Raw genomic sequence first — 24,533 nt, 5'->3', positions numbered from 1 at the left:
CTTTTAGAGCACCATTACTACGTACAATTGAGTGATGGTGCTCTTTATTATAAATATATAATAGAGCCCCGTTGCATGTTACCATGCAACAGCACCTAAGTCTCCTCTATCTAAACATATACGTCATAGTTCGCTCAATATTCTTCACATCTTGCTCCAATATTTTGCGTATCGCATCACATAATTTTTGATTTCCCTTACGATCCGCAATGCGCATTTCGCCATAGGCCATGATATTCCGAATAGCTGGGCCTGGATTATCTACAGTTTGACGAATACATTCCTTGAAATACTCAGCATCCGTCATATAATTCCAGTCATATCCAAGAAGCGACATATAAATAAAAATAAGTTCCCATGGATGCCCTTTAACAGAGTAATTTAATGTTTGTCCCACCTCTTTGCCCAGTGCGACGATACGTTTTATTACATCTTTTCCTACTGCATGTTTATAAAATTGATACAATGCCTTGATATACACATATAATACATAAGATTCATGCTGCACCACTTTATCATCATCTGTCATGCTCATAATATATATTAATTGATCGGAAACTTTAATGGCTCCGCCAAAGTATTTGGGCGCCCATGTTTCATAGTCACGTTGTTTTTCTGCATCAATATAATAGTGTAATAGATAGGACAATGTACGGTAATAATCGCTCGTTCCCTCTTGGAATATAGAAAGGGCTTTCACAAAATAAGATTCAGCTTCTTCTCGTTCCAAATAAGCATACACCTGACCCAACTGGCTATAGGCCTGCCCCAAACTAATCGCTTTGTCATCCATGCTGAGTTTTTTCCGTAAACCCTGTATTTGTTCCTCATACTCTACCACGTAATTAGCTAATGTTAAGGCATCGTCATAAGCATAACTATCCAATTTTGCTACAATACGACGACGTACAGTTTGCATATACGTTTCTAATGGTACGGTGTGTGCCAAGGATTGACACTTTTGAAAGCACGCTACGGCAAGGTCGCTTTCACCTAGGTGATTAAAAGCCGTTACGCCACCATCATAAAAAGCATATACAAAACGTTGGTCAACGCTAGAAAGATGCTGAATATCTTCTAACACATATGTGAGTTGCTCGTACACATAATGTAATTTTCCCGCATCAATATGACTTTGATTTGCATAATTTACAAAATCTTGTACAGCTCGTTCAATCGCTACGCGGTCATTCGCGCTATGAATGAGTTCCTCAAGGAAGGGGAACCAATTTGTTTTGTAATAAGATTGGAATTTACTTTCACAATTATACGCATCATAGGTATAACATAAGGCATCGAAATAATTGCAATTAAGATAGGCCTGCATAGCTTGCTCAAAGTACGTATCGATATTGTCATATACGAACAATAGATTTTGATGCGTCGGATTCAATCGATTAGAAAAATCTACCAGTTTTTTGAATTTAAAAACATCGGTAGCCTCCCGGTCGGCACCGTAATAAATAAAATTCGTACAGATATAGGTAGCTAAGTATAAAAATGCATTACGAATCGTCGATTCAGGATCATCCTCTTTCATACGCAGGGACACGGTGCGAAGCCTTACATCCAAATCTGGTCGATTCGATTCCACCATGTGACGATCTAAAGAAGCTCTATACGCAAAGGCATTCGCCACCTGATAGGATGTAATTCCTTCTTTTTTTACCGCCTCATCTTGGTACTCATATGGCGTATAGCCTAATTGAGAATACTCAATTAACCGCTCTCGTTCCGAATCTAGTACATCTATCATTTGTGTGGCTAACTGTAAACGTACGCGTTGTACGCCTAGTGCAAAAGGATTCGTAAATACCAAGCGCGACACTAGCCCATCCGCCATGTGCCAATAGAGATTACTCGCAACCTTATCATGCAACAGATTACTCATGAAAGGTTGTAAATATTCAGTTTTTCCGGCCTCACTCTTTAGCGTAAGCGCAATCGCATAATGACCAATACGTGGCATCGCCACAAGCTCGTCCCCATTATATGTACCGTGCGCTAAAAACTCAGGCAATGCCGCATCAATGGCATTTCGAAAGATACGCATATCTTTTTTGGCATTAGGATTGAATGTTTCCTCTTCGGCTTCATCAACCTTGAGCTTGCCAAAAAAACCTTGTGGATACAAACTATGCGAATCTTTTGCAACAGCACGGAAAAACCGATCTAGTCGAATCCGTTCGTTCTCCGCATCCTGTTCATTGTCCATATCATCGTACACAATACCAGCAATAAAATGTATCGTCTTAATACTCTCTTCATCTTGTCCTAAATGATGAAAGTCCCCATATTCATTGAGCGCAACCGTTAACATAATGCCTCCACTTACACAGATACTCTAATATATATACCTATTGTATCATCTTATTTTCATAATCTAAATACAAATATATGCAAAAAAGACCTATCCATATGACATCATACGAATAGGTCTATCGATTCTTATATTCACTTATTACTTTCAAAATTATACCTCAACACATACATGAACTAAACCAAGATCAACTGATGGCATCATGTATAACACCTCCTTTTATTACAGAGTTTAAACTAGTCCCGTGTCGCCCAATATATACTAATCATCTAATAACATACAAACTGCTAAGCCTACGCCAAAACCTACAAATTGAACCATCTAATCACCTACTTTTCTTGTATAATCAAACCACAATTAGTCCCGAGACCGTACGGTTTGATATACTGAAACAGCTAATGTTACACCTTCTGCAAAAGCTCCCCATGCAACAGCACCTAATAATGGAAACATAGTAATTCCTCCTTTTAACAAAATACTATAAGTACTAATCTAAGTATAAACCTAGAGTCGGAAATCTCTGTATCAATATTACTAGGACGTATCCTCTATCTAAATTTCCATAACTCATCGGCTACATCTTAAGTATATAAAATAAATAACAATGAATATATTCAAGAAAACTAAGACACAAAACCCCCGAGCAAATCAAAATGATTCACTCGGGGGTTAATACTATTCAATTGATACATACTGTAAGTGGTAAGTACTGTTGCAACGTATCAGGCTTTACTGAAAAGATGAATGGTTCTTGGCAGTTTCAATACCGCAAGCGGTAAGTACTGTTGCAACTTGTCCGCACCCTGTAGTCTATGAAGCAAAGGATCGAACGTTTCAATACCGCAAGCGGTAAGTACTGTTGCAACGCGTTAAAGATTTTAGTGTTGGTGATGCTATTAGGACGTTTCAATACCGCAAGCGGTAAGTACTGTTGCAACTGGTCGTCCTGAATTGATCCGTAAAATCACTCCTAAAGTTTCAATACCGCAAGCGGTAAGTACTGTTGCAACTGCATAGTTGCAGCACGGGAGTTGTTGCAACAGCAACGCTGTTTCAATACCGCAAGCGGTAAGTACTGTTGCAACGTAAATGTTACAGTAAAAGAAACAAATTTAGTTAAAGTTGGTTTCAATACCGCAAGCGGTAAGTACTGTTGCAACAGGGATTTGCTCCTGGCTTTGAAGTAGATGGAGTAACGTACATGTTTCAATACCGCAAGCGGTAAGTACTGTTGCAACTCTATAGCGAAAACTGCTTCGCTAAGGAATATCTCGACGGTTTCAATACCGCAAGCGGTAAGTACTGTTGCAACTTTATAGTTTTCATAACGAATACCTCCTTCTAATCTGTTTCAATACCGCAAGCGGTAAGTACTGTTGCAACTGTAGAGTATTCTCGTTACTATGTTGGTGATGAAGATAGTTTCAATACCGCAAGCGGTAAGTACTGTTGCAACATATTAGATGGGAGAATAAGGTGTTCGTCGATACGAATGCGTTTCAATACCGCAAGCGGTAAGTACTGTTGCAACAGCGGGGTCTGGAAAGCCAGTATTTAAGCGGTTCCAAAAGCTAGTTTTGGAAAACCTCAAACCGTAAACGGTAATTTTTCGCCTCATTAGGTTCTAGAGGGTCTAGAAATCTAGTTAAATACTGGTGGAAAACCTTTTTTCTAAGGATACAGTAATTATAAGGGTTTTATGAAATTACGTCAATATGAGGGTAGGTTTTCCAAAATGTCTATTTTTTACAAAATGCAGGTAATATCTATGTTTATCCCTATTTTTAGTCATTATAAGGTAACAGAAAACCTTTTTGCCTCGATTGTATACAGAAAAAGACCTATCCATATGACATCATACGAATAGGTCTATCGATTCTTATATTCACTTATTTCTTTCAAAATTATACCTCAACACATACATGAACTAAACCAAGATCAACTGATGGCATCATGTATAACACCTCCTTTTATTACAGAGTTTAAACTAGTCCCGTGTTGCCCGATATATTGTTGTTCCTACTGTTACAGTTGTTGAAAAGACTTCCCATGCAGACGCAGCTGCTAAAAATCCTAATGCTGGTAACATATCAATTCCTCCTTATACTAAACTAATCATTACATTTACTTTTTTACTAATCATCTAATAACATACAAACTGCTAAGCCTACGCCGAAACCTACAAATTGAACCATCTAATCACCTTCTTTTCTTGTATAATCAAACCACAATTAGTCCCGAGACCGTACGGTTTGATATACTGAAACAGCTAATGTTACACCTTCTGCGAAAGCTCCCCATGCAACAGCACCTAATAATGGAAACATAGTAATTCCTCCTTTTAACAAAATACTATAAGTACTAATCTAAGTATAAACCTAACGTCGGAAATCTCTGTATCAAAATTACTAGGACGTATCCTCTATCTAAATTTCCATAACTCATCGGCTACATCTTAAGTATATAAAATAAATAACAATGAATATATTCAGGAAAACTAAGACACAAACCCCCAAGCAAACCAAAATGATTTGTAGTGACCCCAAAAAGTTAGACTTTTTATTCCGAGTAACCTAAACTGGTTGCTCGGAATTTTTTATGCTGCAGTAGTAGCTAAACGATAGTCAATTGGACTTAGCCAGTTCAATCTTTCCTTAATTCGTTTAGTATTGTAATACATAATATAGTTTTCAATCGCCATTTTTAACTCATCATAGCTATGAAAAGTATTGCCATAATACATCTCTTGTTTTTAAGATGGCAAAGAAATTTTCCATTGGTGAATTGTCGAGACAATTACCTTCTCTAGACATACTTTGGAAAATATTATGCACTTTTAAATTATGTTGATACGCTTTCATTTGGTAACCCCAACCACGGTCAGAATGAAATGTCCGCCGATACTTAGCATCAGCAGTCTTTTCAATCGCCTGTTGTTGTGCTGAAAGTATAGACTCGGCTGATGGTGTAGGACTTATACTAAAACTGATAATTTCAAGATTATATAAATCCATAAATGGATCTAAGTATAGTTTTCTGACTTTCAAAGCACCATTTGCATCTAATTCATAATACTTAAATTCAGTTGTGTCTGTAGTAATTTTTTGATGTGGTTGACTGCCAAACGTAAGGCAGCAAGAATCTCAGTTAGTTTGAATTCTCTTCGGAGACTGCTAATGATTCTTGCTGCTCTTTCATTTTTCGAGCGTCCTCGATGCGCAATCTCCTCAATTCTTTTAAATAGGCGTTCTCTATTTGAGCATAGCGTAATTGTTTTTCCAATTCTAAAATACGAGCTTGCTCTGGTGTTAATTCTTTTTTCTTCTTTTGGTTACGTGATTTAGTATGTGTGGTAATCTTTGCTTTTTCATCTGTTCGACTCATGGTAGGTATTCGTCCTTTCGGTCGCTCGACAAAAGCATTGGCCCCATATTTCATAAAATCCGATTTCCAGCGAGCTATTAATGAAGGATTATTCAGCCCGTATTGTAATGCAATTTGCCGATAAGATAATTCACTAGTTAAGTATGACTCTACCACAGCTAGCTTAAATTCTGAAGTATATCTTGTATTATTTCGCTTTCGACACAAACCATCTTTACCAAATTCTTTAAATGCACTAATCCAACGACGAACTTGTGATGTAGTCTTTACACCATATTTCTTAGTTAAATACTCATATCCACCCTCGCCGTTTAGATATGCAGTAACGACTTTTAATTTAAATGTTAAGCTATATTTTGCCATAGAAAAACCGACCTCCTTAACGTTAAGATTTTTGGTCTAACATTAAGGGGTCGGTTCAATTCACTCGGGGGTTTAATACTATTCAATTGATACATACTGTAAGTGGTAAGTACTATGGAAACTCGTCAACAACAAGACGTGCGACTTCGTATTAGCCGGTTTCAATACTGCAAGCGGTAAGTACGATTACAACAACGGATTACGTCCAGTATTCCGTGACGATTTTGGTGGGTCTCAATACTGTTGCAACTACAAAGGTGGCAGACCACGTCATAAAACAAGCCGACGGGGTTCAATACCGCAAGAGGTAAGCGCTGTTGCAACCGGTCAATCTGCAGTAGTTGGCTATAACAATAAAGTGTTTCAATACCGCAAGCGGTAAGTACTGTTGCAACCCATAAAACTTGTTTCTTGGTAGCTACTGAGTTCACGTTTCAATACCGTAAACGGTAAAATTTCGCCTCATTAGGTTCTAGAGGGCCTAGAAGCCTAGGTAAATACTGGTGGAAAACCTTATTTCTAAGGATACAGTAATTATAAGGGTTTTCTGAAATTACGTCAATATGAGGGTAGGTTTTCCAAGAGGTCTATTTTTTACAAAACGCAGGTAATATCTATGTTTATCCCTATTTTTAGTCATTATAAGGTAACAGAAAACCTTTTTGCCGCGATTTTATACAGAAAAAGACCTATCCATATGACATCATACGAATAGGTCTATCGATTCTTATATTCACTTCTTACTTTCAAATTTACCCCTCAACACATACATGTACTAAACCAAAGTCTACAGCTAATAACATGTTAAACACCTCCTAGAGATCATCTAATAATTCATCTAATAGCACATCTACTACTGTATCAACAGCTACATCCATCACTAAGTCTAATAATTCATCCATATTTTATCACCTCATCTTTAATCAAAATATTGTATTTAATAATCTAATCTTCTAACAATGTACAAAGTGCAACTGCTACAGTAAACCCTATAAAATGGTACACACTAATCACCTTCCTTTCACTCAACATAAACATTATTAGCGACGACGACGTGAAGCACCATATACACTAAGCCCTAAGGCTACACCTGATGCAAAACCTTCCCATGCCATTGGCACAGCTACTAAGGCTAATAAAGGTAACATGTAAATCCCTCCTTTCTATAAACTATTTACAAAACAATCTAATATTAATCAACAATGCCATCAAGCACCGCTATTAGCACTGCAACTGCAGCCTCTACTGCTAAAGGTGACATAGGGACGAATCCCAATTCATTGATACTGAATAATTGCTCACCGGCTACATGTTCATTATATGTTGAAAGTTTTTATGTGTGTAATCAATAAAACTAAGACGAAAAGGGCCCAAGTGTTTCATAATGATTCACTTGGGTCTTTCGTATATAATTCATGCGTAAGGGCCAATGACTCTAGCTGCTCTAATCAAGAATCTCCACTATTTCACTAATTTCACTAGCAAACCATTCATGACAACCAACATATATCGATGCTTCCCCCATAATGGTCATATCGGCACGCCTTTGTCGATACATTCGTATTAAGACGATTCATCACGTATCGACCTAGTAGAAATTTAATACACAAGTTAAAAACTAGAATGATTAAATTCACCATTCTCAAAGGCTCTATCAATCATCGCTTTTAATTCGCTAATATTAGCATAACGATAAATTTTAAAGTGTTTAGTATATCGCACCTTTCCTATTTGATCTGCAGTATCGGTCGATAAACGCATCATCTCTGGATTTTCATTTTTCCAATCTTGATGCCAAGCAACTAAAACGGCGGTTTGATTTTTATCACATTGTAGCGATAATTCTATAGATGGTTTTATTATTTTTCGTTCAAATTGTCCTAGTGTATCAAACTTAAAAACACCATTTTCAAAATACTTATCTCTAATTTCCCAATCAAATCCGATTGTCTGATTTGTTAATTCATTTTTAATGTATCCATCATCAATAAATGTTTCTTTTTCAATTGGATAAATTTTTATATGATTAAATGTGCTTTCCTCATTAAATAATTTAGCAAATGCTTTTAATGATTGATCTGAAAGTTCATATTTACTACTTCTATACATAGTTATATCTCCACACTTAAATTACTAAACTAAGATGTACCCACTTATCATCAGCCATATCACTTACAAACTCTGTGTTATTGATATAAAGCTCTCCATCTTTATCTCTAACAAAGCCCCAATGTATATCTTTTCCTTCCGCATAGTTTTTAAATGCATTAAACTTATTTTCGATTTGCCTATCAATATTTTTATCTTGCCCTTTTACTTCTCCTCCTTTCGTTTCAATGACCCAAACAGTGCCATCTTTTTTCTTTACAATATAGTCTGCATAAAACAACCATTGATGTTGGAGTGCATCTATATAAACGATAGAAAAATATTGCTGTCCTGTATCCCCATTTTTATAAACCCATTCAATATCATCACGACTTTCACAGTATTTTTCAAATAGCATTTCCGATGTTGACCTTACAAGGCTAGTTACATATCCAGAGGTGTAACCCTCATAGGCATTACTTAAATACTCAATTTCATTTTTAACCCCAACATCATATTTATAGAAATCTTGTTCCGGTATTCTGAAGGTTGATTTTTTAGGCATTAAATTTAAACTCATTTGAACTGCCATATCAGATGTGACTTCTTTGAATTCTTCTTTTAATTTATGCTCATTATTTACAACAAATGCATAAAACTCTGCAGTTGGCAGCTTTAACAAATTCATTTTACCACGGTTCCCTTGGCGGAAAAGTCGTTCCAAAATGACTTTAACTTTTGCCGTTGTCATTCCTATAGTAGATTTAATCGCATCTACACTGTGAAGGAGCTCAATACCATGTGTATGCGTATTAACTCTTTTTCTAGTAGTATAGAATGAATCACTTTCTATAACCATATTGGTACGAATAAATTTACCATGTAAAGCACGACCAATAATCTCATCTCCGAAGATATATCCATCTGCTTCCAATTTTGTTTGGTTTAATTCTTTATCATTTGTTAAAGCATATTTTTTTACAAAGAAATCATAAATTTTGTGGAGTACTTCCCGTTCACCAAGCCCATTAAAATCAAGATCACGAATTTCCTTTTCTAAGGTGAAAGTCTTACATTTGTCTTTTAAAAATAGTCTTCTAGTTTCATAAGCCTTATCCACGTTTGCCAACAGACCTGCCTTATACTTTTCATCAAAAGTATACACATAGCAAAAATCAAGGAGATCATCTTCATAGTGTTTTGCTTCAGGCATACGTCTTATACGGCCTATGGTTTGTATTTCAAAGCTTTCACTCATTCCTTCACGAAGTTTTACTAGTATTGTTGCTCTTGGGCAATCCCATCCAGTAGAGATAGCTTGTTTCATGAGTAAAAAGATAGGTACACCATCATTGTCGGTTAAATTATCGGGTAAATCTTTCTTATCTTCACTCATCCATTTACTTACCATACCGTTGTCATAGGTATAACCCATGGATTCCAATTTTGCTTCTACCGCCTCAATAGTTTCTGGTTGTCCATTGGGAAATTGAATCAGAACAAGTGGTCGTATATTTTTATTTAATTTTTTATAATTATCAGCAATTTCTTTTCTTTTACTATCCGCTAAATCTAAAAGAGTGTTGAAGTCATCATCAATATTTACGTTTTCTGTTATTCCTTCATTAACATAAAGTGCTTTGGTTATAAGTCCTGCGTTGATAACATCTAGCTCATCAATTTCAAAAAATTCAAAACGTTTATTTTCTATAGCCGTAGCACTAACACGAATAATATGTTTTGCAGCGAAGGCATCGATAATGGACTTTGCCTTTACTGTATTATTGGAATGTTCTTCATCAATGATGACTATGAATTCAGTACCTTTTCTATGAGCTTCCGCGATTCGATCAAACAGATTTTTCCTTTCACTATCACGAATAGCAATATTACCACTCTTAGTAACAAGCTCCCAGTTTATAAAAGTAGTAGATTCTTCAGCAAATCCACCCAAAAGTGCATCAAAAAGATTTTGTGTACTTCTCCCCGGAGAAAGTTTTATCATTTTTTCTCTGCTTTGTTCTTCAAGATTTCCCTTACCCGGACAAAGCCAAATAAAAGCGGTTTTCTTATCTACATTGCTTAGGTATGTATCTATATAGTCAATCAAGATAATCGTCTTACCCGATCCTGTGGGAGCCTTCATTACAATGGTTTCTTTTGCATCAGTTTTAGTTGTTAAATTAATTAAATTGGTGACTGCTTTTTCTTGGAATTCAAAAAGGTTTATTGTCGGGCCTGGATTTACCATGATTCACCAACCTCCTTTAGTTCGGATCCAAAATAATAGTCAGGAATACTATGTATTTCCACAGTAGAGAATAATTTGTTTTGCGTACTTGTAAATAAAACATCTCTAGATACATAAATTGCCTTTAAGTCTTGATAGTTATCCCAATTTTTTTCTAAGCTATCTGCTTCTTCATCTGACAAGACAAGCTTATATTCCTTATCATCAATCTTAATCCCCTGTTCTAGCTGAACCATTTCCTCAATATGTTGTAATAGCTCACTGCTTACATCTTCGGCATCCTTTGAAATAAAATCTGTCTTATAGTATTTCAAATTAGCAGGTATTCCTTCTACATCACCATAACCATTGATAACTCTTTTTAGTCTTTCATAGGTTACTTCTTCACAGATATTGTTTTCATTATTCGTACAAAGAATAAACTTACGATTTCCACCATCTTCTTTATTCAATCGCATTACTGCATGACCAGTTGTGCCGCTACCTGCAAAAAAATCTAAAATAGTAGAATCTTTTGCAGAAACCGATTTTATTAATGTCTCAATAAATGAGATTGGTTTGGGGTAGTCAAACTTACTAGACTTACTAGACTTACTAGTATTAAATATATTCAAAATTTCTTTTGTTGCTACGGAATTCATAAAACTATTATCGCTAAATTCAAGAGTCGCAACAGGCATATGTTTATTTTGCAGTTTGTTTGCATATCTTTTGAATATAAAGCCACGCTGATTTTTTGTGATTTTTTCTTTGAACTTAATTCTTCCAGAATTTATATAAGAGTCCATAGTCTCTTTTGAAAATGCCCAATATCTGCCTTTAGGAGGATAATCAATTTGTCCGGTATATGGATTCTCTATAGGGAAATATGTACTTTCACCACCACTTTTTGCACTTGGATCTCCAGAAGTCCAATCACCATTAGGATCATTATCAGGGTTACTATATGAATCTAATTTCTTTTTATCTCCAACAAAATAGGGTTTAGACTTATTCTTAGCATATACATGTAAATATTCATGCTGAATATTTAAACCATTACCATCGTCACCAGTCATAGACTTTGTTTTACGTATAAATGTTGTAAGATAATTTTGCTCTCCAAAAACATCATCGCATAACAGTTTAAGCTGACAATATTCATTTTCATCTATACTTATAAACAATACACCTTTCTCACTTAATAATTCTTTTGCAGCAACGATTCGTTCAGACATAAATGACAACCATTTTGAATGCCTATAACCATCTTCGTAACCTATCATCTTATCACCATAGATGAATTCTTTGTTTTTCGTGTTATAAGGAGGATCGATATAGATAACATCAATCTTTCCTTTATGTGTTTTTTCTAAAAGCTTAAGGCTGTGTAGGTTATCTCCTTCTAAAAGAAAGTTGTAATTATTATCTTCTCTAGCTTTAACCTCTCTGTCGGTTACTTCAGTAAAAACAGGAATGTTATCCTTTATCATAATATCAACTTGTTCTTCGTGCTTTTCCCAAACAAGTCCATACTTTTTTGAATTTAATTCATTCTCTATTTCGCCAAGTGCCATCAACATTTCATCATTATCTTGGTATTCAGCTTTTATCTTATCTAAGAACTCTAACATCCTTTGACGCTTTTGCTGTGATAAATTCGCCATTTATTTATCCTCTTTAATAAATTCAAGTACATCATTAGGAGTACAGTTTAATGCTAGGCAGATACTCTCTAATTTATCTAATGCTATGTATTTACCTGTACGTATTTTCGTAATAATATTCGCTGAAATATTGGCACCCCTGATTAAATCCTGATTAGAAATATCTTTTTCTATCATCATATGTAATAATTTTTTATAACTTACAGCCATCTCAACCCCTCCATCAACATTTCTGTTTATTATATCACACATCTATGAATACCCAATGCCCTAGCATCACCTAAACTACAAACGTACATAGAGAAAGCTCCCAGGGGAACCTAAAAAACGACTTTGGCCCTGTTCCGAAGGAACAGATCCGGCCGGTGGAGTTTTTTAGGATCCCCTGGGAGCATCTATAATTACCCTTTGTATTTAGGTGATGTAGGGCATGTTTCAGGCACCACATCTTTGCGGTCCCCTAGTTGTGCACTACGATCTGTGAAGTGTGTATGTAATAGTTCGTGTGCTTTGTGTCCTAATGGTTCGCCCAAGAAGTTTTTGTATAGTTCTTGGATTTCAGGGCTTTCATAGGATGCCACGTATTTGTACTCTTCATCAGCTTTGTAAAGTCCGCCGATGCGGGCTTCTTTTGTTTTTACGGCTTGTGGTAATTTGGTGCGTGGTTGACCACCGCCACCGATACAACCGCCAGGGCAAGCCATAACTTCGATAAAGTCATAGTGTTTGCCGCTGTCTTTCAAAGCGTTTAGGAAATCGCGGGTATTTTTACCGCCATGTACAACAGCAACGGACAATGTTACATCATCGCCGAGTTGTACAGTCGCTTCTTTTACACCGTTCATGCCGCGAACGTCTTCGAGGTGGGTCAATGCATATGGAGGTGGCTCTTTGTCCGTAATGAGCTTATATGCTGTACGCATAGCCGCTTCCATAACACCGCCTGTGTTACCAAAGATGATGGATGCACCAGTTTCCATACCGATCAAATCATCGAATTGGGAATCTTCTAGGCTTTCAAAATCAACACCTTCGTCATTGAGCCAGCGAATGAATTCACGTGTGGTAATGGAAATATCCGTGTCCATGCCGAGGCTTTCATCATCGTAATAACGAGCCGCCGCATTCTCCTCAACGCGCTTAGTTTCAGCCTTCTTCGCCGTACAAGGGTTGACGCTGACGGACACGATGTTCGCCGGATTGATGCCCTTTTTCTCAGCAAAGTATGTCTTGATCATGGCCGCTTCCATGGCGATACAAGAACGGGTACTGGACAAGTTCGGAATGAGTTCAGGGAAATAGATTTCCGCAAAGCGCACCCATGCAGGGCAGCAGGATGTGAATTGAGGGATGGTCCCACCGTTTTTCAAGCGGTCCACGAGCTCGGATGCTTCTTCCATGATGGTCAAGTCTGCGCCAAAGTTCGTATCAACTACGTAATCAGCACCAAGTTTACGAAGGGCGCTCACCATTTTGCCTTCTAAGAATGTGCCTGGTTCAAAGCCAAAGCCTTCACCGATGGACACGCGCACAGCCGGCGCCGTTTGGATGACGACGATTTTATCAGGGTCGGCAATGGCAGCTTTCACCTTATCAAGCTCGGATTTTGCATGCATAGAATCGAATGGACATGCAGCCGCACATTGACCGCAGTGGATGCATACCGGCACATCGCCAGTCGCCTCGAGGTCGTAATAATCAAGCACACTCATCACATCGGCGCAAGCGCGACGGCACAAGGTGCAATTCTTACACTTCGAAATGTCGTGGTAAATGGACGGGTTGTCAAGCGCGATCGGCACGCGTTTGTCGATAAATTCAAATTGGGACATGAGGACCTCCTCGTTCTGTATAATCATACCTATTGTGAAAGTTTAAATTTCTCCTATAGTACTAGCATAACAAATATGGAGGCAGTTCATCAACGTACTGGGATAGTAGGAATTGAAAGATTATTTGCTTTCATAAATAACAAATTTTATAGTTCATACATCATCGGTACATCGATGAGCTCCACCCATTCATCGTCTGAGACAAATCCAAATCCTCGTTTGCTAAATAGCCAGTAGTATGGCTCACCGTGCAATACGCGGGCTTTTTCCATGAGGGATACTAGCACATCTTGACCAACCGGTTCATTTTTCCATTTGCACTCGCCCACTAATAGATGACGCACAGGCCGTGCATTGGAATCTGCTTGTATGTCCGCCATGGCCACTAAATCGATTTCCACTTGCTTTCTCGTCGCGGTATCTGTGCCCCACCAATGGCCTATTTGTTGTGGTAAGAACGGCGCCGTACCACGGTGAATGCGTGCCTGTACATATTGCGCTGCCATCGTTTCAAATACAGGTCCCATGAAATGTGAAAGCATAGGTTTAACATATTGTTTATATACAAGCTTGCCATTAAAGTTTTCAATAGCCCCTTGGTTCGGTTCTACAAAGCGATACCAAAAGGTATACATAGAATCTTTTATGGTATAAATACTTTTATTGGATTTAGACCCAACAGGATGTATTTTTTCGATAATCTGTAAATCAATAAGGCTTTTCAGATAATTATTCAAAGCCCCCGTTGTCATATCTACCTTAGTGGCAATTTCGTTATTACGGCTAGCCCCTTTTGCAATGGCACTAAGGATCGCATTATACTGGCGCGGCTCTCGTAATTCCTGCTTTAACAGACTCGATGGCTCATCTACAAGACGTCCTGTTGGCGTAAAAAATAAGGAAATAATACTTTCATCAAGAGAATCACCATCCCTAAAATATGATAAATATTCAGCTACACCACCAGTAAGGCCAAAGGCGATCGCACTATCCTCGTAGGAAATGTGCGGCACCATTTGACGGGCCTCGATATACGTAAACGGTTTAATTTTATACTGCGCCGTGCGACGTCCATATAGTGGACTTTTATGTCCTAGCACCTGATTTTCCATAAAACTCATGGACGAACCGCACAAGATGAGCATCAACTGGGACCGATTTTTATACGCATCAATCAAAGCCTGGAGCTCAGATGAAACGGACGGAATCGATTCCGCCAAGTACGGATATTCGTCGATAATAAATATACATCGATGGTCTACACTATACGCAAACAAATAGGTCAACGCCGCCGTAATCGTCGAAAAATTTGGCAATGTAGACTGTAATTTACCGGTTTCGATCATGCCTGTTGCTCGATATACCGCTTGTGAAAGGGCCTCTAAATTATTACTTGCACCAGATTCAAGGCCCACCATATACGCACCATCATGCGATGCTAAGAAGTGATGTAATAAATACGTCTTACCTACACGCCGGCGTCCATATACAATAGCCAATTCAAAACGCTTTGAATTATATTGCGCTTCAAGGGAAGCTAATTCATTTTCACGACCTACAAATACCATACCGCACCTCCTCATTGATCTAAATTACACTATTTTACACCTATTTCAATTTTTATATTTTTAGTATAACACGATATAGTATATTACGATATACTATATTACGTTATACTATATTACGTTATACTAAATTCACAAACAAGATACAGCCATCATCACACCAGACATTATCTAGTGTTGCAAGAGTTTTCACCCACATATTTTGTCCTATAACTCAACCCCACTCCTCATCTGAAAACACAAAAAGCAGCTCTTTCGAGCTGCCTTTGTAGTGACTCCTTAATGTTAGACCAAAAATCTTAACGTTAAGGAGGTCGGTTCATTGTCGTATAAGGTGTATATTATTTTTTACCTTGTTTTGCTTGTTGTGGCCATAAGAAGTTGTACACTGCTTCGGATGGGGAACCAGCAACAACTGGACGATCTTTGCCATCAACTTTATCTTCACGTTCTGCGTAACCTTGTGGGTTATACAATACAACCTTTTGGTCTTTTACAGTTTTCTTTTTGTGGTTAAATTCTTCAGTGGCGATGAAATGATACCCTTCAGAATCTTGAGCCTTGATCATTACAGTAGCAGTTTTATCGCTTTTTTGAACACTATCTTGATCGATGGACCAAGTAATACCAGCACTATCTTGACCAAATACTTGCCAGTTAACAGCACTAGCAGAACCGAAACCGCATGCGCAAATTGCAGCAGCAGCTAAACATGTACCTAGTAATTTTTTCATATATTTCACCTCATATAAAATCAGATTTAATTTATTATACCATATATTAAATGTATTTTGCGTGAAAGCTAATTTTTTGCGATACTTTTACGTAAAATGTACTTCGTCCCACACCATGCCGTTCGATAAAGCCCTCTTCTACAAGTTCCTTCAATGCCTTTTCAACAGTAGATACAGCTATATCTGGTTGTTTCTCAAGAATGCCAGTCTTCGTAACCTTGCCAATAGTAGCACTAATTATGATTTTTATACGATCCTTTGCAGATAACGATGTTTTTAGCAATTCTATGCGACTTTCAAAATCACGATAGGCCGCCAAAATAATTCGGAGCATGTATTTAACAAAGGGAACTACATCTTCATCGCCTGTATGCCAACCTGCACCAGATTGGGCCAGTGCCGCATAATAACTGTCCTTTATACGCTCAATTTTCTGCTCTAAACTAATGAACTTGCTTATCATATACCCATTTTGGTACAACAGCAATGTCGTCAACAATCGACTCATACGCCCATTTCCGTCATTGAAAGGATGAATACACAAAAAATCGTGTATAAATACAGGAATCACAAGCAAGGGATCTACAAACTTATCTTGAAGAACCGCATTAACACTATGGCATATTTCATCTATAGCATCCGGTGTTTCATAGGGTGTCAAGGACTTAAAGCGTTCTACCTCAGAGCCATCCGCAAGCCGCTCAATAATTGAATTCTGCACATTCTTAAACTGTCCGCCAATACTCTTATGCGAATATGCGTATAAATCACGATGCAACTGCAATACGATATTACTCGTCAGCATAATATGCTCATAATTTTCGTGCACCGTATTCAACACATCACGATACCCCATAATCTCTTCCTCATCCCGATTATGAGGCGTCGTCTTATCCGCCACCAACGACCGAATCCGCGCCTTCGTCGTCACAATCCCTTCAATCCGATTCGACGACTCCACACTCTGTACCTTCGCAATATCCACAAGCCGCGCCACACTACTAGGCCGCTGCGATACAAACACATCCTGCCGCCCTTTATACTCATGAATCTGAGATACCAACGACACAACCTCACCATCCCACAGACAATCCGCAAGCCGCCGATAATCAAAACTACGCATACCACACCACCTTTCCCCTATAAAACTATTTCTCCCCTAATTTTACCATAAAATATGGGAAAATATATTTTTCCGCTCCGGCCGGTGGAGGTTTTCGATTCCCTGCCATTCCTATCACACTATATACGAATGCTAATATTCAGAAACATAAGCATACAAATTCAATTAAATTTTATTTTCCCCAAAGGGCCTGCATTACTTCTGACCCTATTGTATCTTTCTCAATTTTCACAGGTTTTTGTTTTTCATTGCTTGTCAACAAAGGTACACCAGATTGGCTATACACAGTGGCATTCACTTCTGTCCATGTGCTATCCGGGCGATTAATTTCAACGGTGTAGATATAGGTATAACCTTCTACATTGTTGGCTTTCACCAAGATACGCGCCATAGAATCTGTTTTAAACACCGATGAGTTGTCGATAAACCACGCGGAATCGTCTGTGTCCGCATCAACGTAATACCAATCAGCAGCATTAGCTACGCCAAAGCCACCGAAAAATATGCATCCTGCCACCATGATGGCAGCTAACCATTTTTTCATCATTCTCTCCTATTCAATCCTATTCTCTATTCAACTATATACGGGCATGATTAAGGTTCGGCCCTAACACAGTGTCAGGGTCTCAACTACAGGACCATCACGCATCCTGTATAACACGAGTGGCGACCACATAGGTGATCGCCAATTGTGCATATCTATGTTAGATATAATATATTTTCGTTACTTTCATATAGAACACGAATCCATATGGTGTACGATATTAATCTTCGCTTTCGATTTCAGATGCAGGAATTACAGCAATGCTAGCTACCTTATCACCTTCGTCGAGGTTTTGTGTTTTCACACCAGAAATGGCCTTGCCTTTTTTCACAGCAATGTCGTTCATGTTAAAGCGAATAATTTTACCTTGTTCAGAAATGAGCATTACTTCGTCATCATTGTGAACGACCTCAACGGCTACTACATCGCCAGTTTTGTCGTTAATGCGGAAGTTCTTTGTACCGATACCGCCGCGTTTTTGTACATTGTACGCATCCGCTTCGTTGCGTTTACCATACCCTTCTTCAGAAATGGTGAACACTTGTGCTTCGCTTTCATTAGACTCAAGAACACCAGCGCCTACAACAACGTCGCCTGTTTTCAACTTGATGCCGCGCACGCCATGAGCCGCACGTTTCATGAGACGAACGTCCTCTTCGTTACAACGGATCGCCATGCCAAGTTTCGTACCAATCAAGATATCTTGGTTGCCTGTGGTTACGATAACGCAAATCAATCGGTCTCCTTCGTCGAGGTTGATTGCATTGAGACCAGAACGACGAATGTTGCGGTATTCTTCGATAGCTGTACGTTTCACAACACCGAATTCGGTAACCATGAATAAGTTTACATTTTCATGGATGCGTTCGAGGTCGATCATAGTCGTAACGGATTCGCCCACAGCAAGTGGCAATACGTTGACCATAGCAGTACCACGGGAGTTACGGGAACCTGCTTCAGGCACTTCGTATGCTTTGAGGCGATATGTACGGCCAGTGGACGTGAAGAACAACAATGTATTATGCGTACGAACATGCATAATTTGCGTTACATAATCGTCTTCCTTCGTCTTCATGCCGATAACGCCAGCGCCGCCCTTATGTTGGTTGCGATATACGTTCGCATTCATGCGTTTGATATAACCTTGTTTTGTCAAGGTAATTACCATCTCTTCATCAGCGATGAGGTCTTCTACATCAAGGTCGGACGTATCGATTGTGATTTCACTACGACGAGGGTCGCCGTATTTCTTCTTCATATCTTCTAGTTCGTCTTTGATGATTTGACGTTGACGTGCTTCGCTAGCCAAGATAGCTTTCAAATCTTCGATCAATGCCAATAATTCCTTGTATTCCTCTTCGATTTTTTCGCGTTCCAAGCCTGTTAAACGGCGTAGACGCATGTCGAGGATGGCTACTGCTTGTTTTTCTGAAAGCCCGAATTTTTGCATCAATGCGTTACGTGCGATTTCGTCAGTTTGAGAACTACGGATGGTAGCGATAACTTCATCGATATGGTCGAGGGCAATCAACAAGCCTTCCAAAATGTGAGCACGCGCTTCAGCTTTGTTAAGCTCGAATTGCGTACGGCGTACGATAACATCGAGGCGATGATCTAAGTAGTAACCCAATACTTCTTTCAAATTCAATACGCGAGGATGACCGTCCACGAGGGCCAACATAATCACGCCAAAGGATTCTTGTAATTGAGTATGTTTATACAATTTATTGAGGACGATATCTGGTTGCACATCAGCGCGCAATTCGATAACGATGCGCAAACCTTGACGGTCAGATTCGTCACGAAGTGCTGTGATGCCATCGATTACCTTGTCTCGGCTCAAGTTCGCAATCGTTTCGATAACGCGAGCCTTGTTAACTTGGTACGGAATCTCAGTCACTACGATTTTATGCTTGCCCTTCGCCATCTCTTCAATGGTTGCACGAGCGCGCATCTTTACGCTACCACGACCTGTGGAGTACGCTTTTTTAATGCCTTCTCGGCCCAAAATGAGCGCCCCAGTTGGGAAGTCTGGACCTTTGATAGCGGTCATCAATTCATCCACAGTTACATCTGGATTATCGATGAGCATTTCAAGGCCATTACATACTTCGTTAAGGTTGTGCGGCGGAATATTGGTCGCCATCCCTACGGCGATACCGCTGGAACCATTGATGAGAAGATTTGGGATCTTCGCTGGCAATACGGTCGGTTCTTGCAAGCTTTCATCATAGTTCGGCATAAAATCAACAGTTTCCTTGTCGATATCAGCGAGCATTTCTTGCGTAATTCTCGCCATACGTACTTCGGTATAACGCATCGCAGCAGCACTATCGCCGTCGATGGAACCAAAGTTACCGTGGCCGTCTACCAAGAGGTAGCGCGTATTGAAATCTTGCGCCAAACGAACCGTTGCGTCGTAAACGGAGCTATCACCATGTGGATGATATTTACCGAGAACGTCACCGACGATACGCGCGGATTTCTTGTACGGTTTATTAGGCGTCATGCCTGTTTCGTGCATCGCGTACAAAATACGACGATGAACTGGTTTCAAGCCATCGCGCACATCAGGAAGAGCACGCATTACGATTACGGACATCGCGTAATCGATATAGGCGTTCTTCATTTCTTTATCAATCTGAACGGGATGAATATTCCCATGGGACCATTGTTGGTCTGCCACAATCTCACCTCATTTTACTAACACTATAATAGAATTATCATATAATTATAGCATTTTTGCGGTCTTAACGCTATATTTTATAAAGGTTATCCCCTGCAAACTACCCTTTTCTAACAGAAATTATAATAGGTGGCTTACTTTGTCCATACGCTACTCTGACTTGCTCACGAGCATCATGTTCACTTCGTGCGTCAACAATTACAGTGGTGGATGCACTTTTACCTTTATAATGAAATTTAACAGTATATTTAGACATATATTTCCCCTCCTATGACTAAGATTATTTAATTAAATATCTTCAACGCAAACTTTCTTGAATTTTATTCTTTATTTCAAGTATTTCTTTATTCAAGTCTTCTATATGATTACATAACTCGGCTTTATCCATATCATAAGAAATAACTTTGGCTGAATAATCTTCGCGCTCAACTATATCAATGTCACACTCTTCTCCATTACTCAAGCGCTTCCAATATCCATATAGATCCATACATTCAGCAGATAATCTCGCATAAGTTCGTCGTAAATGTTCTAATTCACCTAACAAACTATTTCCCCCCTTTAAACGAAACTCACTTTGTCTAGGATTGCATATTACTAAAGTTTCTTATAAATTTATGTTCATTTATCTTAATTTTATCAACAAACTCCTGATAGTTAGATGTATGACAAGGAATTTCTAATCCACACTTCATCACATAAATATCTTCTCTGGCACTTACATTTGATTCATATTTCGTACCTTGATTTAATCTTAATTCTTCCTTATCTCTTTCCTTAGACTCTGGATATAAATAATATCCCGTTTTAGCATCAAATCTAAACATATATGCTAATACTTGTAAATAGTCTTTACTTCTGATGTTATCTATAGGTTTATATTTTGCATCTGCAATAATTCGATTATTTGCATCTCTACCAATAAAATCTGGATAAATAAGCCCCTGCTGTCTATTACCCGAAAATAATTGTTCCGAACCAGAGTGAGATTTATTTTTAGGATGATAAAAATCTTTACCAATTAATAGGTTAATATATTCCTCCCAAAGCCATGCACCATCAAATAAGATTCCATATAATTTATTATAGCCTACCCCTATTTGTCCTTTTTGATTATGCAATATTAAAAGACATAAATTTTGTAATGCTCTATATTCATGATAGTATGCATGTCTCACTAACATTTTTTCATTCTTATCAATAATACTCTGTCTATCATGTACCCTATATGTATATGTAGCATCTACAACTAATTGTACTTCATTTTTTATCTTTGAAAGTAACGCTTTACCAAACGATTTATTCTGAATAAACTCAATTGTATGCCTTATTAAGTGCAAAAGGTAGTTATCATACGAAAACTCTCTTTGTCTATAGGCAATACGACCTATAAAAGGAGTATTACATTTTATATGTCTTGCAATATCAATTACTCCTTTTATATTTCTGTCATTATATTCATTATAAACATATTGTTTAAATAGACCTTTTCGTATTGCAACGCTCAAAAAATATGGAAATAAAAAGTATAAATAGTTAACAATACTATTATCATAGCTAAGATCTGTTTCTAGGTTTACAACATTGGGAGTATCGAGCACTCTACTAAGCAAATATTGAAAAAAATAATCTTCATGATTATCACTAAATCTCGAACTTATAACTAGTCGTTCATCTCCATATCCAATAAATCCCATAATATTACTAGTTTTATAGACACCATTTTCATCTTGAAGAATCATCTGACTTTGTTCAAGATCTTGAGATTCAAGTATTGCTTCTGGAAATACAAATACACCTTCTTTTTCCAGATTTTTTAATGTCACATTAAGAATCTTAGTCTCTAGTTTTTTGATCTTATAAAATGCTTCTTTCTTAATTTGACTATTATCTCTAATTCTCAGCAGATTCATCGCCATTACCAAAATAAGCCACCTTAAAACTATCCATTAAAGAACTTTCATTATACATACCTCGAATATAATCATGTAAAAGGGGCTGCAAATAATCAGTCCACAAATCTTTATCATCAATATCTTTTAGATGTAGGAAGTATGATGGGCCAATCTGATAATTTTCATTTAATCCCTCAGTTTCAGCAATTACCTTATTTAAAGCATTCATTCTATTAAGCGTATCTTTTTTTATTTCTGGAGGCAAAGAATCTAACATACTCTCACGATCATTTGGTGTAATTTCAATAAAACGAAAACGCCTACGCATAGCAAAATCAAAACTATCTACAGAACGATCTATATCATTCATTGTTCCTATAATGTATACATTCTCAGGAATATAAAATTTTTCATCAGTTTCATCATATAAATTTGAGTATTGTGTAGATACCGCTCCAATTTCCCCTCTATATCCAGGCTCTAAAGAGAAGAATAATTCACCAAAAATTTTGGAAATTTCACCACGATTAATTTCATCAATAATGAATACATATTTTTTTAACTTACCTTTTTTTATCTCTACCTTATTATGGTCTTTTTTAGCAGTTATCTTGTCAAATTCAAGTTCTTTATAAATTGAAAAGTAATATGAATCTTTTTGAGTATGGTGTTTACCATTAAAGAACTCCATAACATCTTTAACCGATTCAAACTTCTTATCAGATATTAACAACTCCTTTAATTTTTTCAAACTCAATTGAAGCATATTCGCTTTATCATTATCTGGTATAGAAATAACTATATACTTCTCATTAAATCCAGTAATATTAAAATTATTACCCGTCTTAGTTTGAAAGACTTGCATATTAGATAAACTATTAGAAAGAAATTGATTAATTATATTTTGAATAATCGCCTCTTTACCCAACGTCTTTTCAGACTTTAAAGAATAGTTTTCGTAGTCAACTCTCGCTTTCTCAATGAAGCTCTTAAAAATTCCATCTTTCAATACAAATTCCATCTTACCATCACTGCCAAGACTAGGCCTCAAGCCCTCAACAAAATCCGTATAGTCATAACTAGGATGAAACTGTACAAATTCTACTTGCTGCTTTTGTTCTTCAGTAAGATTATCCAAATCAGTCTCTCTATTATCTGTAATAATACTTGCTGCTATCTGTTTAGAAAGATATGTTTTCCCCGTTCCAGGAGCGCCTCGTAAAATAATATTTTTAGCTGAAATTAATTTTTTAGCATACGATTTTATATCCTCATTATGTACACTAATACACTTCAATTGTACCACCTCCTTATATGCCTCCTCTGAGCATTTACTAAAAGAAGCATGAAACTTAATTGCTGATACATATATTTTATTTAATATAGAGTTATTTTTTATTTCAGTTAAACTAATTGGTCTACGCCAGATACTTATAGGTTGAATTATCAACTTATCATCTGGAATAACGTTTATAAACCTCCCCTCGCCTATAAGCCCCTTAGCCTTAGCATAAATAAGGGCTATATCATCAACTTTAATCTTTTTAGTAAAATTTCGGCGTTTAGTTTTGCTATCATCACCATAAAAATTATAACTAATAGGTTCTTTCCAATCTTCCCAAGTATTGAAGTCCGCACCAAGTTCTGCTTTCCATTTTTTTATATCAGCACTTACTATCCAATAATTTATTTTACTCATGCTTACATCTCCCAAAAAGTTTATTCATCTATTATTCATATTTTAACATAATATGCTCCAATATATATAAACAGCCGACTATAAAAAACTCATTTTTACAAAATTCAAAATACAGGTTCTTTGAAATATAAGAGCTATAATGATCATAATCTTAATAAACCTATAAGTAACACTCCAGAATGTATAATTTTATTCTAATCAATAAATATTTAGGGATTATAATCCTAATTTCGCACGATTTTAACAAGTTTAAGGATTACAATCCCAATTCACCACATTTTTTATCCCTTTAGGGATTGTAATCCCAAAACACAGTTATCAATATAAATCTCAATACATATAAAGGACGTGCAAATCAAATTGATTTACACGTCCTTTTATCATATCATCATCAGTTGTTTCC

At 37.3% G+C, this 24,533-nt stretch carries 15 protein-coding genes, 1 pseudogene and 1 CRISPR repeat array; all 16 genes and pseudogenes read right to left on the bottom strand.

Annotated features, from left to right (window positions below):
• Positions 1-106: 106 nt before the first annotated feature.
• The 16 genes and pseudogenes from O3617_RS06335 to O3617_RS06260 all read right to left on the bottom strand — a co-directional run bounded on the left by O3617_RS06335 (position 107) and on the right by O3617_RS06260 (position 24,130).
• Positions 107-2,320, bottom strand: a complete 2,214-nt coding sequence (locus O3617_RS06335; protein WP_371449192.1) for a hypothetical protein — start codon at positions 2,318-2,320, stop codon at positions 107-109.
• 684 nt (positions 2,321-3,004) lie between these two features.
• Positions 3,005-3,851: direct repeats of the CRISPR family, unit length 35 nt; unit sequence GTTTCAATACCGCAAGCGGTAAGTACTGTTGCAAC.
• A 1,065-nt stretch (positions 3,852-4,916) separates the two neighbouring features.
• A pseudogene (locus O3617_RS06330) lies at positions 4,917-6,067 on the bottom strand (IS3 family transposase).
• A 1,611-nt stretch (positions 6,068-7,678) separates the two neighbouring features.
• Positions 7,679-8,176, bottom strand: a complete 498-nt coding sequence (locus O3617_RS06325; protein WP_371449191.1) for a hypothetical protein — start codon at positions 8,174-8,176, stop codon at positions 7,679-7,681.
• Positions 8,177-8,192: 16 nt separating this feature from the next.
• Complete coding sequence (locus tag O3617_RS06320; RefSeq protein WP_371449190.1) at positions 8,193-10,406, bottom strand: DEAD/DEAH box helicase; 2,214 nt, start codon at positions 10,404-10,406, stop codon at positions 8,193-8,195.
• Entirely contained in the window at positions 10,400-12,052 is a 1,653-nt protein-coding gene (locus O3617_RS06315; RefSeq protein ID WP_371449189.1) for a site-specific DNA-methyltransferase, read from the bottom strand. The genes O3617_RS06320 and O3617_RS06315 overlap by 7 nt, the downstream gene beginning before the upstream one ends.
• On the bottom strand, positions 12,053-12,262 hold the full coding sequence (locus tag O3617_RS06310) for a helix-turn-helix domain-containing protein (RefSeq protein ID WP_371449188.1): 210 nt from the start codon (positions 12,260-12,262) through the stop codon (positions 12,053-12,055).
• 191 nt (positions 12,263-12,453) lie between these two features.
• Entirely contained in the window at positions 12,454-13,884 is a 1,431-nt protein-coding gene (locus O3617_RS06305) for a [FeFe] hydrogenase, group A (protein ID WP_371449187.1), read from the bottom strand.
• A 146-nt stretch (positions 13,885-14,030) separates the two neighbouring features.
• Positions 14,031-15,452 carry an ATP-binding protein gene (locus O3617_RS06300; RefSeq protein WP_371449186.1) on the bottom strand — a complete coding sequence of 474 codons (1,422 nt, stop codon included), beginning with the start codon at positions 15,450-15,452 and terminating at the stop codon, positions 14,031-14,033.
• Between the two features lie 338 nt (positions 15,453-15,790).
• Complete coding sequence (locus tag O3617_RS06295; protein WP_005375898.1) at positions 15,791-16,183, bottom strand: hypothetical protein; 393 nt, start codon at positions 16,181-16,183, stop codon at positions 15,791-15,793.
• A gap of 46 nt (positions 16,184-16,229) precedes the next feature.
• Positions 16,230-17,306 carry a Fic family protein gene (locus tag O3617_RS06290; protein WP_371449185.1) on the bottom strand — a complete coding sequence of 359 codons (1,077 nt, stop codon included), beginning with the start codon at positions 17,304-17,306 and terminating at the stop codon, positions 16,230-16,232.
• Positions 17,307-17,478: 172 nt separating this feature from the next.
• Positions 17,479-17,850 (bottom strand): hypothetical protein, encoded by a 372-nt coding sequence (locus tag O3617_RS06285; protein WP_371449184.1) that lies wholly within the window; start codon positions 17,848-17,850, stop codon positions 17,479-17,481.
• Positions 17,851-18,070: 220 nt separating this feature from the next.
• Positions 18,071-20,536, bottom strand: coding sequence for a DNA gyrase subunit A (gene gyrA / locus O3617_RS06280; protein ID WP_371449183.1), 2,466 nt, complete (start codon positions 20,534-20,536; stop codon positions 18,071-18,073).
• A 100-nt stretch (positions 20,537-20,636) separates the two neighbouring features.
• Complete coding sequence (locus O3617_RS06275; RefSeq protein ID WP_371449182.1) at positions 20,637-20,792, bottom strand: hypothetical protein; 156 nt, start codon at positions 20,790-20,792, stop codon at positions 20,637-20,639.
• Between the two features lie 42 nt (positions 20,793-20,834).
• Positions 20,835-21,083, bottom strand: a complete 249-nt coding sequence (locus O3617_RS06270) for a hypothetical protein (protein WP_371449181.1) — start codon at positions 21,081-21,083, stop codon at positions 20,835-20,837.
• A 34-nt stretch (positions 21,084-21,117) separates the two neighbouring features.
• On the bottom strand, positions 21,118-22,455 hold the full coding sequence (locus tag O3617_RS06265; RefSeq protein ID WP_371449180.1) for a hypothetical protein: 1,338 nt from the start codon (positions 22,453-22,455) through the stop codon (positions 21,118-21,120).
• Entirely contained in the window at positions 22,430-24,130 is a 1,701-nt protein-coding gene (locus tag O3617_RS06260) for an McrB family protein (RefSeq protein WP_371449179.1), read from the bottom strand. The genes O3617_RS06265 and O3617_RS06260 overlap by 26 nt, the downstream gene beginning before the upstream one ends.
• Positions 24,131-24,533: the final 403 nt, after the last annotated feature.

The organism is Veillonella sp. 27098_8_77 (genome assembly GCF_041431535.1).
Classification (GTDB): Bacteria; Bacillota; Negativicutes; order Veillonellales; family Veillonellaceae; genus Veillonella.
This window is presented reverse-complemented; position numbering and strand designations above follow the sequence as displayed.